General features: G+C 65.5%; 8 protein-coding genes. 3 read left to right on the forward strand and 5 right to left on the reverse strand.

From position 1 onward, the window contains the following. Positions 1-1032 (reverse strand): ADP-forming succinate--CoA ligase subunit beta (gene sucC / locus V6M56_RS12890; RefSeq protein ID WP_332684265.1); only part of this gene is annotated, 1032 nt, incomplete at its 3' end. A 201-nt stretch (positions 1033-1233) separates the two neighbouring features. After that, entirely contained in the window at positions 1234-3411 is a 2178-nt protein-coding gene (locus V6M56_RS12895) for an acetate--CoA ligase family protein (RefSeq protein WP_332684267.1), read from the reverse strand. Positions 3412-3741: 330 nt separating this feature from the next. Here V6M56_RS12895 and V6M56_RS12900 point away from each other — a divergent pair, with 330 nt between their 5' ends. Further along, complete coding sequence (locus tag V6M56_RS12900) at positions 3742-5463, forward strand: NAD(P)H-dependent oxidoreductase subunit E (protein ID WP_332684268.1); 1722 nt, start codon at positions 3742-3744, stop codon at positions 5461-5463. Then, positions 5460-8234: a formate dehydrogenase subunit alpha gene (gene fdhF / locus V6M56_RS12905; protein WP_332684269.1), complete on the forward strand. Its 2775-nt coding sequence runs from the start codon at positions 5460-5462 to the stop codon at positions 8232-8234. The genes V6M56_RS12900 and fdhF overlap by 4 nt, the downstream gene beginning before the upstream one ends. Before the next feature lie 493 nt (positions 8235-8727). Here the strand turns inward: fdhF and frc are convergent, their stop codons facing one another. From frc to V6M56_RS12920, 3 genes are read right to left on the reverse strand one after another with little or no spacing between them, the layout of a single operon-like run. Next, a complete protein-coding gene (frc, locus tag V6M56_RS12910) occupies positions 8728-10002 on the reverse strand; it encodes a formyl-CoA transferase (RefSeq protein ID WP_332684271.1) in 1275 nt (424 codons plus the stop codon). A gap of 11 nt (positions 10003-10013) precedes the next feature. After that, positions 10014-11750, reverse strand: coding sequence for an oxalyl-CoA decarboxylase (oxc, locus tag V6M56_RS12915; protein ID WP_332684273.1), 1737 nt, complete (start codon positions 11748-11750; stop codon positions 10014-10016). 60 nt (positions 11751-11810) lie between these two features. After that, entirely contained in the window at positions 11811-12497 is a 687-nt protein-coding gene (locus V6M56_RS12920; protein WP_332684274.1) for a GntR family transcriptional regulator, read from the reverse strand. Positions 12498-12761: 264 nt separating this feature from the next. On the opposite strand from V6M56_RS12920, the gene V6M56_RS12925 reads away from it, so the two are divergent. Next, complete coding sequence (locus V6M56_RS12925; protein WP_332684276.1) at positions 12762-14276, forward strand: tripartite tricarboxylate transporter permease; 1515 nt, start codon at positions 12762-12764, stop codon at positions 14274-14276. The last annotated feature ends 5 nt before the right edge of the window (positions 14277-14281 follow it).

Below are 14281 nucleotides of genomic sequence, written 5' to 3' on the forward strand. Positions count from 1 at the left end.
GGCGATGACGCCGCGCGCGATGACGTCGCACTTCATGATGCCGCCGAAGATGTTGACGAGGATGCCCTTCACCTTCGGGTCGGCGGTGATGATCTTGAAGGCCGCCGTGACCTTCTCCTCGGAAGCGCCGCCGCCGACATCGAGGAAGTTCGCCGGCGATTCCCCATAAAGCTGGATGATGTCGAGCGTCGCCATGGCGAGACCGGCGCCGTTGACCATGCAGCCGATGGTGCCGTCGAGCGCGATATAGGCGAGGTCGTGCTTGGACGCTTCGATCTCCTTGGCGTCTTCTTCCGTCTCGTCGCGCAGCGTGTAGAGCTCCGGATGGCGATAGAGCGCGTTGTCGTCGAAGGAGATCTTGGCGTCGAGGCAGCGCAGCCTGCCGTCCTTGGTGACGATCAGCGGGTTGATCTCGAGCATCGCCATGTCCTTGGCGACGAAGGCCGCGTAAAGCTTCGTCGTCAGGTCTTCTGCCTGCTTGGCGAGGTCGCCGGTGAGCTGCAGCGCTTCGGCGACCGTCCGGCCATGCAACGGCATGATGCCGGTGGCCGGGTCGACAGAGAAGGTCAGGATCTTCTCCGGCGTGTCATGGGCGACATCCTCGATGTTCATGCCGCCTTCGGTCGAGACCACGAAGGCGATGCGCGAGGTTTCGCGGTCGACCAGCATCGAAAGATAGAATTCGCGGTCGATCAGTGAACCGTCCTCGATATAGAGCCGGTTGACCTGCTTGCCGGCCGGGCCGGTCTGGATCGTCACCAGCGTATGGCCGAGCATCTGATCGACGAAGGCCTTCGCCTCATCGACCGACCTGGCGAGGCGCACGCCGCCCTTCTCGCCGGCTTCCGGTTCCTTGAAGGTGCCCTTTCCGCGGCCGCCGGCATGGATCTGCGATTTTACCACCCAGACCGGTCCGCGCAGCTGCCTGGCTGCGGCCTCCGCGTCCTTGGCGGTGAGCACGGGATAGCCGTCGGGAACCGGCACGCCGAATTCCCTGAGCAGCCCCTTCGCCTGGTATTCATGGATGTTCATCGCGATCTCTCTCGGATCTCAGGGAGAGCGACCGGGCCTTTCCGTGGCGCCGGCCATTCGGAACAGAAGCCTTGAAATAGTGGATGGAGCCACCCCCTCCCCGCAAGGGGAGGGGGTGTCACGCGATAGGCGGATGGCCGGCCGGCGTTGCCGGCGATGCGAGACGGATTCCGGGCGTCGCCGGAATCCACCGCCGCCCGCTCAGCCCTTGATCAGGCCGGCGGCACGCGCCCACTTATACTTGGCGCCGAGCACCTCGACGGGCGTTTCCGTGGTGTACGGATAGGCCACGATGCCGTGATCGTAGAGCTTTTCGCAGGCCTTCTCGACCTCGACATCGCCGACCAGCGAGGCGACGATCGGCTTGTCGATGCCCTTGGCGCGCGCTTCGGTAACGACCTCGATCATCTTGTCGGCGAAGACCAGCGGCGGGGTCACGATGGTGTGCCAGTAGCCGAGGATGAGGGCGTGGATGCGCTCGTCGTTGAGGCCGAGCCTGACCGTGTTCTGGTAGGTCAGCGGCGGCTCGCCGCCGGTGATGTCGACCGGGTTTCCGGCCGCGCCGAAGGGCGGGATGAACTTGCGGAAGGCCGCGTCGAGATCCTCCGGCATCTTCATCAGGCTGAGGCCGTTGTCGAAGCAGGCATCCGAGAGCAGCACGCCCGAGCCGCCGGCGCCGGTGATGATCAGGACGTTCTCGCCCTTCGGCGTCGGCAGGACCTGCACGCCGCGGGCATATTCCAGCATGCCGCGCAGCGACGGGGCGCGGATGACGCCCGAGGCCTTGAGGACGTCGTCATAGATCTTGTCGTTGCCGGCGAGCGCGCCGGTATGCGAGGCCGCGGCCTTGGCGCCATAGGCAGTGCGGCCGGCCTTGAGCACGATCACCGGCTTCTTCTTCGAGACGCGCGTGGCGACCTCCGAGAAGGCGCGCCCGTCCTTCAGATCCTCGCAATGCATCGCGATGACCGAGGTATTGGGGTCCTGCTCGAAGAAGACCAGCAGGTCGTCCTCGTCGATGTCGGATTTGTTGCCGAGGCCGACGATCGAGGAGACGCCCATCTTGGTCGAACGGGCGAAGCCGATGATCGACATGCCGACGCCGCCCGACTGCGAGGAGAGGGCGGCCTTGCCCTTGACGTCGAAGGCCGTGCAGAAGGTCGCGCAGAGGTTCTCCGGCGTATAGTAGAACCCGTAGATGTTCGGACCCATGATCCGGACATTGTGCTTGAGGGCCGTCGCCAGCAGCTCGTCCTGCAATTCGGGCTCGCCCGATTCCGCAAAGCCCGACGGGATCATCACCGCGCCGGGAACGCCCTTGCGGCCGACCTCGTCCATGGCGCCGTTGCAGAGCGGCGCGGGCACGGCGAAGACCGCGACATCGACCTGGCCGGGATAGTCGAGGATCGACTTGTAGGCCTTCTTGCCCTCGATCATCTCGGCCTTCGGGTGGACCGGGACGATCTCGCCCTTGTAGCCGCCATTGATCAGGTTCTTCATCACCGAATTGCCGATCTTGCCGGCCTCGTTCGAGGCACCGATCACCGCCACCGCCTTGGGGTGGAAGATGCGGTTCATCGATTTGAGGATGGCCGCTTCGTCGGGACGGAAGCGCTCCTTGCGCGCCTCGAAATTGCAGACGATGCGGGCATCGACCGCGGTCGCGCCGGATTTCGTGGCGAAGACCGGGTTGAGGTCGAGCTCCTCGATCTCGGGGAAGTCGTCGAGCAGCGTCGAGACCTGGACGAGGATCGAGGCGAGCGCGCCGCGGTCGACGGGATCGCCGCCGCGCACGCCGTCGAGCATCTCCTTGGCCTTGATCGAGCCGATCATGTCGAGCGCCTGCGCCTCGTTCACCGGCGCGAGGCGGAAGGTCAGGTCCTTCAGCACCTCGACGAGGATGCCGCCGAGGCCGAAAGCGACGAGCTTGCCGAAGGAGGGATCGGTGATCGCGCCGACCAGCGTCTCGGTCGCGCCCGAGGGCAGCATCTGCTGGACCTGGATGCCCTCGATCTTGGCATCGGCCTTGTATTTGCGGGCATTGGCCAGGATCGTGTCATGGGCGCTGCGCGCCTCGGCGTCGCTCTTGACCCCGACCATCACGCCGCCGGCATCGGTCTTGTGCAGGATATCGGCCGAAACGATCTTCATGACGACCGGATAGCCCATGCCGCCGGCGAGCTTGACGGCCTCGTCGGCCGATTTGGCGAGGCCTTCCTTGGGCAGCGGAATGTCGTAGGCGTCGCAGACGAGCTTGGCCTCAGGGGCCGTCAGGCCGGTGCGGCCATCGGCTTTGACGCCGTCCAGGACCTTGCGGACTGTTGCCTTGTCGCCCGCCGTACCGTGCGGATTGGTCTTGAGGGCGGCCTGATTCGCCATGATGGATTTCCTCCCGTGGAAATTTCTTCACTGATTCACAAGTCGCGCTGTGCCGTGTTCTCCGGCACATTCGCCCCCGGTCAGGGTCAATATTGGTATTTGGCATGCCAATATGCTGCGCTGTCAAGAGGGCGAATGACCGTGGCGCAGATTGCGGGCTCGCTGGCCGCGGCCGGCCTCGAAAATGCCGGCTGCCAATCTCTGGCATTATGCATGCCAGAGATTGGCAGCTTAGAAGCTTTCGGATATCCTCGAAGCTCGCCGCAAGTGCTGACATAACGGCACAGGCAAGCGGAACGGCGGTTCCGGTCAGGGAGAATGGTTCGGCCGATGAGCGGGCAGCACGACCAGCATAACCATAATGTCCAGGCCTTCGAGCATCCGGGCCTCGGCCGGAAGCGCGCCAAGTCGACGCCGAAGGGGCGGCAGGTCGAACCTCGGGCGCTGCAGGAGATCGAAGCCCTGCTCGGCGATCGCCCGCGCCGGCGCGACCTCCTGATCGAGCATCTCCATCTGATCCAGGATCGCTATCACCAGATCTCCGCGGCGCACCTGGCGGCGCTCGCCGACGAGATGAAGCTCGCCTTCGCCGAAGTCTTCGAGACTGCGACCTTCTACGCCCATTTCGGCATCGTGAAGGAAGGCGAGCCGTCGATCCCGCCCCTGACGGTGCGCGTCTGCGACAGCCTGACCTGCGCGATGCACCGCGCCCAGGAACTGCATGACGGGCTCGAGAAGACGGTCGGGCCCGGCGTGCGCGTCGTCCGGGCGCCCTGCCTCGGCCTGTGCGACCAGGCGCCTGTCGCGGAGGTCGGGCACCATTTCCTGCACCAGGCGACCCCGCAGGCGGTGCTGGCCGCGATCGCGGCGGGCGACACCCACCCGCACCTCGCCGATTACGTCGACTACGACGCCTATGTCGCGGGCGGCGGCTACGCGCTGCTGAACGCCTTGCGCTCGGGCGAGCGCAGCATCGAATCCATTCTCGCCGTTCTCGACGATTCCGGCCTGCGCGGGCTCGGCGGCGCCGGCTTCCCGACAGGCCGCAAATGGCGCGCCGTGCGCGGCGAGCCGGGCCCGCGCCTGATGGCGGTGAATGGCGACGAGGGCGAACCCGGCACCTTCAAGGACCGCCATTACCTCAACACCGATCCGCACCGCTTCCTCGAAGGCACGCTGATCGGCGCGCATGTCGTCGAGGCCAGCGACGTCTACATCTATCTGCGCGACGAATACCCGCTGGCGCGCGAGATCCTGACGCGAGAGATCGCCAAGCTGCCGCCGGGCGGCCCAACGATCCATATGCGCCGGGGAGCCGGCGCCTATATCTGCGGCGAGGAATCCTCGCTGCTCGAAAGCCTCGAGGGCAAGCGCGGGCTGCCGCGCCACAAGCCGCCTTTTCCGTTCCAGGTCGGCCTTTTCGGCCAGCCGACGCTGATCAACAACGTCGAGACGCTCTACTGGGTCCGCGACATCGTCGAGAAGGGCAATGGCTGGTGGAATTCGCATGGCCGCAACGGCCGCACGGGCCTGCGCAGCTACTCGGTCTCCGGCCGGGTCAGGGAGCCCGGCGTCAAGCTCGCGCCGGCCGGCGTCACCATCCGCGAGCTGATCGAGGAATTCTGCGGCGGCATGCAGGACGGTCACCGCTTCCATGCCTATCTGCCGGGCGGTGCCTCGGGCGGAATCCTGCCGGCCTCGATGGACGACATCCCGCTCGATTTCGGCACCCTCGAAAAGCATGGCTGCTTCATCGGTTCGGCCGCCGTCGTGGTGCTCTCCGACCATGATGACATCCGCGGCGCGGCGCTGAACCTGATGCGCTTCTTCGAGGATGAGAGCTGCGGGCAGTGCACGCCCTGCCGCGTCGGCACGCAGAAGGCGGTGATGCTGATGCAGCGGCCGATCTGGAACCAGGAACTGCTCGGCGAGCTCTCGCAGGCGATGCGCGACGCCTCGATCTGCGGACTCGGCCAGGCGGCGTCGAATCCGCTGTCCTGCGTGATGCGCTATTTTCCCGAGGAATTCATGACGACGGAAGCCGCGGAATGACCCAGGGCATCAGCTTCGAACTGAATGGCGAGCGTGTCGAGGCCAGCCATGGCGAGACGATCTGGCAGGTGGCGCAGCGGCTCGGCACCGCGATCCCGCATCTGTGCTACTCGCCGGAGCCGGACTACCGCGCCGACGGCAATTGCCGCGCCTGCATGGTCGAGATTGAGGGCGAGCGCGTGCTCGCCGCCTCCTGCATGCGCAAGCCCAGCGTCGGCATGAAGGTCCATACCGGGACCGAGCGCGCCGAGAAAGCCCGCAAGATGGTGATGGAACTGCTCGTCGCCGACCAGCCGGCGCGGGCGACCTCGCATGACCCGACCTCGAAATTCTGGAACTGGGCCGACAGGACCGGCGTCACCGAAAGCCGCTTTCCGGCGCTCGAGCGCTGGCCTTCGGATGTCAGCCACACCGCGATGCGCGTCAATCTCGATGCCTGCATCCAGTGCGGCCTGTGCGTGCGGGCCTGCCGGGAAGTCCAGGTCAACGACGTGATCGGCATGGCCTATCGCAGCGCCGGCACCAAGATCGTCTTCGATTTCGACGACCCGATGGGCCAGTCGACCTGCGTGGCCTGTGGCGAATGCGTGCAGGCCTGCCCGACCGGGGCGCTGATGCCCTCGGCCTTCCTCGACGAGAACCAGACCCGCACCGTCTGGCCCGACAAGAAGGTCGATTCGCTCTGCCCCTATTGCGGCGTCGGCTGCCAGGTCACCTACAACATCAAGGACGAGGCGATCGTCTACGCCGAAGGGCGCGACGGCCCGGCCAACCATAACCGGCTCTGCGTCAAGGGCCGCTTCGGCTTCGACTATATCCACCACCCGCACCGGCTGACCAAGCCGCTGGTGCGGCTGCCCAACATGCCGAAGGACGCGCGCGACCAGGTCGACCCTGCCAATCCCTGGACGCATTTCCGGGAAGCCTCCTGGGAGGAGGCGCTCGACATCGCGGCCAGGGGGTTGACGCGCATCCGCGACGGGAAGGGCCGCAAGGCGCTTGCCGGCTTCGGCTCGGCCAAGGGCTCGAACGAGGAGGCCTATCTGTTCCAGAAGCTGGTACGCACCGGCTTCGGCTCGAACAATGTCGATCACTGCACCAGGCTTTGCCACGCCTCCTCGGTCGCGGCCTTGATGGAGGGCGTCAACTCGGGCGCCGTCACTGCTCCGTTCTCGGCTGCCCTCGACGCCGAACTCATCATCGTCATCGGCGCCAATCCGACGGTGAACCATCCGGTCGCGGCGACCTTCATCAAGAATGCGGCCAAGAAGGGTGCCAAGCTCGTCATCATGGATCCGCGACGGCAGGCATTGTCGCGCCATGCCTGGCAGCATCTCGCCTTCAAGCCCGGCAGCGACGTCGCCATGCTGAACGCGATGCTGCACACGATCATCACCGAGGGGCTGACCGACGAGCAGTACATTGCCGGCTACACGGAAGGCTATGAGAGGCTGAAGGAGAGCATCCAGGCCTTCCCGCCGGAGAAGATGGAGGCGGTCTGCGGCATCCCGGCGCAGATGCTGAAGGAGGTCGCGCGCGCCTATGCCCGCTCGCAGGCCTCGATCATCTTCTGGGGCATGGGGATCAGCCAGCACATCCACGGCACCGACAATGCCCGCTGCCTGATCGCGCTTGCCATGGTCACCGGCCAGATCGGCCGGCCGGGCACCGGCCTGCATCCGCTGCGCGGCCAGAACAACGTCCAGGGCGCCTCCGATGCCGGCCTGATCCCGATGGTCTACCCCGATTACCAGTCGGTCGAGAAGGCGGAGGTTCGCTCGATCTTCGAGGAACTCTGGGGCCAGTCGCTCGATCCGAAGAAGGGCTTGACCGTCGTCGAGATCATGAACGCGATCCATGCCGGCGAGATCACCGGCATGTATATCGAGGGCGAGAATCCGGCGATGTCCGACCCCGACCTCAACCATGCCCGCGGGGCGCTGGCGATGCTCGACCATCTCGTCGTGCAGGACCTGTTCCTGACCGAGACTGCCTTCCACGCCGATGTCGTGCTGCCGGCCTCCGCCTTCGCCGAGAAGGTCGGGACTTTCACCAATACCGACCGGCGCGTGCAGATGGCCCGGCAGGTGGTGCGCCCGCCCGGCGAGGCCCGGCAGGACTGGTGGATCATCCAGGAGCTCGCCCGGCGCATGGGCTGCGACTGGCGCTATCAGGGCCCGGCCGACGTCTTCGCCGAGATGGCGCTGGTCATGCCCTCGTTCAAGAACATCACCTGGGAGCGGCTGGAGCGGGAAGGGGCGGTGACCTACCCGGTCGACGGGCCGGACCAGCCGGGCAACGAGATCATCTTCGCGCAAGGCTTCCCGACCGAGAGCGGGCGGGCCAGGATCGTGCCGGCCCAGATCGTGCCGCCAGACGAGCTGCCGGACGAGGCGTATCCGATGGTGCTCTCGACCGGCCGCGTGCTGGAGCATTGGCATACCGGCTCGATGACGAGGCGCGCCGGCGTGCTCGACGAGCTCGAGCCGGAGGCGGTCGCGCTGATGTCGCCGCGCGATCTGGGGCGCCTCGACATCGCGCCCGGCGGCTTCGTCAGGCTGGAGACGCGGCGCGGCGCGGTCGCCGTGAAGGTGCGTAGCGATCGCGACGTGCCGCAGAACATGGTGTTCCTGCCGTTCTGCTATGCGGAGGCGGCCGCCAACCTCCTGACCAATCCGGCGCTCGACCCGGTGGGCAAGATCCCCGAGTTCAAGTTCTGCGCCGTCAGGGTGCTGCCCGCCGCGGAAACGCTGAGCGCCGCGGCGGAGTAATACCAACGGCCTTCGCGGTTGACCGGAGCCGTACGCTCTCCGTCATTGCGAGCGCAGCGAAGCAGTCCAGAAGGGCTCGCTCGACGTCCCTCTGGATTGCTTCGTCGCTTCGCTCCTCGCAATGACGGCCAGACCCGCACAAGGATCAAACTCAAAAGCCGTTGGCATGAGGCGAGGCGAAGGGCGAAACTGGAAACGGCGGCCGCCGGGCCGCCGTTCTCGTTGGGCGCTCCCCACAAGGTAGGCAATCGCATCCGGATTTTTTGAGCCCTCATCCTTCGAGACGCGCTTCCGGTGGAGCGCTCCTCAGGATGAGGACTGAGGGCAGATGCGATTGCCTTGCCGCAAGGTGTAGGGGCCGCACCCCCTGGTTTTTGCAGCGCTATTCGCAGGGAAGAAAGAAGAGGGCCGCTCATTGGCCCGCCCCGCCTACAAAAAAGGCGGAACCCCGTTGCCGAGGTTCCGCCGCCGATTGCCATCAAGGAGCGTGGACTTACTCCGCCGCCGCGCGGGTCACGGCTCCCGTGGCACCGGATTCGGTGATCGCCGCGATGCGGCCCTCGTCGAGCTTCAGCACGTCGCGCAGCACTTCCTCGGTGTGCTCGCCGAGCAGGGGCGAACGCCTGACCTCGGTCGGGCTGTTGGAGAGCTTGATCGGGTTGCCGACCGAGAGGTACTTGCCTCGCGTCGGATGATCGACCTCGACCACGGTGCCGGTGTCGCGCAGCGACTTCTCCTCGGCGATCTCCTTCATCGAGAGGATCGGCCCGCAGGGGATGTCGTACTCGTTGAGGATGTCCATGGCCTCGAACTTGCTCTTGGACATGGTCCATTGCTCGATCCGCCCGAAGATCTCGTTCAGGCGCGGCAGGCGGGCCGGCGGCTTGGCGTAGTTCGGGTCGGTCTTCCAGCCCGGCTCGCCGATGACGTCGCAGATCTTCTCCCAGACCGGCGCCTGGGTGATGAAGTAGATATAGGCGTTGGGGTCGGTCTCCCAGCCCTTGCATTTCAGGATGCGGCCGGGCTGGCCGCCGCCCGAATCATTGCCCGCGCGCGGCACGGCGTCGCCGAAGGGCTCGCCTTCGCCGAACTGGCTGTATTCCTTGAGCGGGCCGTGGCCGAGGCGCTGCTGGTCGCGCAGCTTGACGCGGCAGAGGTTCAGAACGCCGTCCTGCATCGCACAATCGACCTTCTGGCCGAGGCCGGAATGGGTGCGATGATAGAGCGCCGTGACGATGCCGAGCGCGAGATGCAGGCCGGTGCCCGAATCGCCGATCTGCGCGCCGGTTACCAATGGCAGCCCATCGCGGAAGCCGGTGGTCGAGGCGGCGCCGCCGGCACATTGCGCGACGTTCTCGTAGACCTTGCAGTCCTCGTAGGGCCCCGGGCCGAAGCCCTTGATCGAGGCGACGATCATGCGCGGATTGACCTCGTGCACTTTCGCCCAGGTCAGGCCCATGCGGTCGAGCACGCCGGGGGCGAAGTTCTCGACCATCACGTCGCAGGTCTTCACCATCTCCCAGAGCACCTCCATGCCCTTGGGGTTCTTGGTGTCGAGCGTGATCGAACGCTTGTTGTGGTTCAGCATCGTGAAATAGAGGCTGTCGGCATCCGGCACGTCGCAGAGCTGGCCGCGCGTGATGTCGCCGGTGCCGGGGCGCTCGACCTTGATGACGTCGGCGCCGAACCAGGCGAGGAGCTGCGTGCAGGTCGGCCCCGACTGCACATGGGTGAAATCGAGAATCTTGACGCCTTCGAGCGCTTTCATTGGGTCCTCCCTTATTTCTTCTTGAGGGCGCTTTGCGGATTCAGATTGCCGATGCGGCCGCTTTCGCTGCCGGCGGTCGGATCGATCACCGCGTTGATCAAAGTGGGTTTGCCGCTGTCCATGGCCGCGTTGACGGCGCGTTTCAGCTCGTCGGGCGAAGTCGCGTTGACGCCGACGCCGCCGAACGCCTCCATCATGCGGTCGTAGCGCGCGTCCTTGACGAACACGGTCGTGGCGGGATCGGCGCCGGCGTCGTTGACGTCGGTGCCGCGATAGATGCCGTTATTGTTGAAGATGACGATGCAGACCGGCAGATTGTACCGGCAGATCGTCTCGACCTCCATTCCGGAGAAGCCGAAGGCCGAATCGCCCTCGACGGCGAGCACGGGCTTGCCGGTCTCGACGGCGGCGGCGACGGCGTAGCCCATGCCGATGCCCATCACGCCCCAGGTGCCGACGTCGAGACGCTTGCGCGGCTGATGCATGTCGATGACGCCGCGCGCGAGATCGAGCGTGTTGGCGCCTTCATTGATGAGGATGGCGTCCGGCCGCTCCTTGATGATCGTGCGCAGCACGCCGAGCGCGCCGTGATAGTCCATCGGCACGTTGTTGTTCATCAGGCGCGGCGCCATCTTGGCGACGTTCTCGTCGCGCTTCTTGGCGACGGACGCAGTCCAGTCCGCTGGCGGCGCCGGCCATGCGTCGCCCATGCCCGCGAGCAGCGCGGAGACGCAGGAGCCGATGTCGCCGACCACGGGCGCGACGATCTCGACGTTGGAGTCCATCTCCTTTGGCTCGATGTCGATCTGGATGAACTGCTTCGGTGCGTCGCCCCAGCTCTTGCCCTTGCCGTGCGAGAGCAGCCAGTTGAGGCGGGCGCCGATCAGCATGACGACGTCGGAATCCTTCAGCACCGTCGAGCGCGCCGCGCCGGCGCATTGCGGATGAAGATCCGGCAGCAGGCCCTTGGCCATGCTCATCGGCAGGAAGGGAACGCCGCTCTTTTCCACGAACTGGCGGATCGCGTCGTCGGCCTGGGCGTAGGCCGCGCCCTTGCCGAGAATGATCAGCGGCCGCTTGGCGCCCTTCAGCACGTCGAGCGCGCGCTGGATCGAGTCCGGCGCCGGAATATGCGCTGGCGCGGCATCGATCACCTTGACCAGCGACTTCGCCCCAACCTCGGCGTCCATCACCTGGCCGAACAGCTTGGCCGGCAGATCGAGGTAGACGCCGCCGGGCCGGCCGGAGACCGCAGCGCGGATCGCGCGCGCAAGGCCAATGCCGATGTCCTGGGCGTGCAGGATGCGGAACGCCGCCTTGCAGAGCGGCTTGGCGACGGCGAGCTGGTCCATCTCCTCGTAATCGCCCTGCTGCAGATCGACGATCTCGCGCTCCGACGAGCCCGAGATCAGGATCATCGGGAAACAGTTTGTGGTCGCGTGCGCGAGCGCGGTCAGGCCGTTGAGGAATCCGGGCGCCGAAACAGTGAGGCAGATTCCGGGCTTCTTCGTCAGGAAGCCGGCGATCGAGGCGGCGTAGCCGGCGTTCTGCTCGTGGCGGAACGAGAGCACGCGGATGCCCGCGGCCTGCGCCATGCGGCCGAAGTCGGTGATCGGGATGCCCGGCACGCCGTAGATCGTGTCGAGGCCGTTGAGCTTCAACGCATCGATGATGAGGTTGAAGCCGTCGGTCAGCTCGCGCTCTGTTTCGGGCGCGGCAGAAGAGATGCTTTGTACGACTGCGGACATCCCGCTTTCTCCCTAACGATTGCTTCTTCTCAGCTACTTTGTTGGTTGCCTTGGTCCCGCTCAGTCGAGCTGGACGAACTGCTCGACATGTTGCTTCAGCTTGAGCGTGTGCTCGCGGACAAGCCGCTCGGCGCGCTCCCCATTGCGCGCTTCCAGGGCCTCGACGATCTCCTTGTGATCGACGATGGAGCGGCGGGCGCGATCCTTCTCGAAGATCGTGCGCTGGCGGATGGCACGCACATGCGTGAACAGGCCGTTGGTGATCTCGGCGATCAGCTTGCAGCCCGACAGCGCGATGATCGCCGCATGGAAGCGGATATTGGCGTCCGAATACCCGCTCATGTATTTCTCGATGGCGGCGTTGTCGAAGATGTCGACGAGGTCGTGCAGGCCGGCGATCTCGGCATCGGAAGCGACCTCGGTGACGAGGCGCGCGGCCATGCTTTCGAGCGCCGCCCAGACCGTGATCATCTCGAGGATCTCGGTCTTGGTCTTGCGCACGATATAGATGCCGCGGCGCGGCGCGATCCTGACCAGGCCCTCCTGTTCGAGCTGGGCGAGCGCTTCGCGCAACGGCGTCCGGCTGACGCCGAACTGGAGCGAGAGGGCGCGTTCATCGAGCCGCAGTTCGGCGCCGGCGTCGTAGATCTTCATCGCGCCGATCGCCGCTTTCAACGCGTCATAGGTGCGGCTCTTGAGGCTCTGAACCTCCTCGATCGGCTGAATTTCAAGTCGTGCTTTGACCATTGCGAGATCGATTTCCGTGCCGTCCTGCCCAAATACCCGGGGCGCATCCTGCGCCGGGTCGCGGTGGTTTCTGGCATACCATATAATGAAAGAAAAAGGGGCGCAACGGCCGTAATCCCGCAATTATTATGCTGCGCTGCATCCTAAAAATGGCATATTGCATGCCACAACAATCCATCTTAGGCTCCTTCCAATAAGGCCAGTCGGTTCCGCGTTGGTTATTGCGCGGTCCCAGAACACGCCAATGTATGGGGACGAAGCGCTATGGATGAACTGAACGCCCTCATGGGCGGATTCGCCGTTGCTCTCAGCGCCTACCACATCATGCTCATGGTGATAGGCATCACGCTCGGCGTCATCATCGGTGTCTTGCCGGGCTTGGGTGGCGCGAACGGCGTCGCCATTCTCCTGCCCTTGACCTTCAGCATGCCGCCGACCTCGGCGATCATCCTGCTGAGCAGCATCTACTGGGGCGCGCTGTTCGGCGGCGCCATCACCTCGATCCTGTTCAACATTCCCGGCGAGCCCTGGTCGGTCGCGACGACCTTCGACGGGCACCCGATGGCGCAGAACGGCAAGGCCGACGAAGCGCTGGTCGGCGCGTTCACATCCTCCTTCGTCGGTGCGATCTTCGCCGTCTGCCTGATCACCTTCCTCGCGCCGGTGGTCGCGAAATTCGCCTTGAAATTCGGCCCGGCGGAATTCTTCGCGGTGCAGTTCCTGACCTTCGCCAGCTTTATCGGCATGGGGCGCGGCTCGGCGTTCAAGACGGTCGCCTCGATGTGCCTCGGCTTCGCGCTGGCCTCCGTCGGCCTCGACGGCATGACCGGCACGCTCCGGATGACATTCGGACAGGATGAACTGCTGAACGGCTTCAAGTTCCTCGTGGCAGTCATCGGCCTTTTCGGCGTCGGCGAAATCCTGTGCTCGATGGAAGATGGACTCAAGTTCAACGGCGCCACCGCCAAGCTGCGCATGGATGCGGTGATCCGCACCTGGAAGCAGCTGCCCAGGATGTGGCTGACTTTCCTGCGCAGCTGCATCGTCGGCTGCTGGATGGGCATCACCCCGGGCGGCGCGACGCCGGCTTCCTTCATGGGCTACGGCATCGCCAAGCGCCTTTCCAAGAATGGCAGTAATTTCGGCAAGGGCGAGCTCGAGGGCGTGGTCGCGCCGGAAACGGCAGCCCACGCGGCGGGAACCTCCGCTCTGCTGCCGATGCTGACGCTCGGCATCCCGGGGTCTCCGACGGCGGCCGTGCTTCTCGGGGGGCTCCTGATCTGGGGCCTTCAGCCGGGGCCGCTGCTGTTCGTCGAGCAGCCCGACTTCGTCTGGGGCCTGATCGCCTCGATGTATCTCGGCAATGTCGTCGGGCTGATCATGGTCCTGACCTGCGTGCCGCTTTTCGCCGCGATCCTGCGCGTGCCCTTCTCCATCATCGCGCCGGCGATCGTCTTCATCTGCGCGGTCGGCGCCTTCACCGTGAACAATGCGATGTTCGATGTCTGGATGATGCTGGTGTTCGGCGTGCTCGGCTACCTGTTCAACAAGCTGCGCTACCCGCTGCCGCCAATGGTTCTGGCGCTGGTGCTGGGCGATCAGGCGGAAAGCTCGTTCCGGCAGGCCATGCTGGTTTCGCAGGGCGATGTCAGCGTCTTCTGGTCGAACTGGCTGTGCGGCGGCATCATGACGCTCGGCGTCGTGATGGCCTTCTGGCCGGCGCTGCAGATGCTGCGCGCCAAGCTCGCCGGCAACGGCGCGATCGCTCGCGTGGCATAGGGCCG

The organism is Allobosea sp. (assembly GCF_036675845.1).
Classification (GTDB): domain Bacteria; phylum Pseudomonadota; class Alphaproteobacteria; order Rhizobiales; family Beijerinckiaceae; genus Allobosea.

Excerpts from the sequence above, each read along its gene's own strand:
- V6M56_RS12900 (WP_332684268.1), top strand. The coding sequence starts at position 3,742 with ATGAGCGGGCAGCACGACCAGCATAACCATAATGTCCAGGCCTTCGAG.
- frc (WP_332684271.1), bottom strand. The coding sequence starts at position 10,002 with ATGAAAGCGCTCGAAGGCGTCAAGATTCTCGATTTCACCCATGTGCAG.
- V6M56_RS12920 (WP_332684274.1), bottom strand. The coding sequence starts at position 12,497 with ATGGTCAAAGCACGACTTGAAATTCAGCCGATCGAGGAGGTTCAGAGC.
- fdhF (WP_332684269.1), top strand. The coding sequence starts at position 5,460 with ATGACCCAGGGCATCAGCTTCGAACTGAATGGCGAGCGTGTCGAGGCC.
- oxc (WP_332684273.1), bottom strand. The coding sequence starts at position 11,750 with ATGTCCGCAGTCGTACAAAGCATCTCTTCTGCCGCGCCCGAAACAGAG.
- V6M56_RS12895 (WP_332684267.1), bottom strand. The coding sequence starts at position 3,411 with ATGGCGAATCAGGCCGCCCTCAAGACCAATCCGCACGGTACGGCGGGC.
- V6M56_RS12925 (WP_332684276.1), top strand. The coding sequence starts at position 12,762 with ATGGATGAACTGAACGCCCTCATGGGCGGATTCGCCGTTGCTCTCAGC.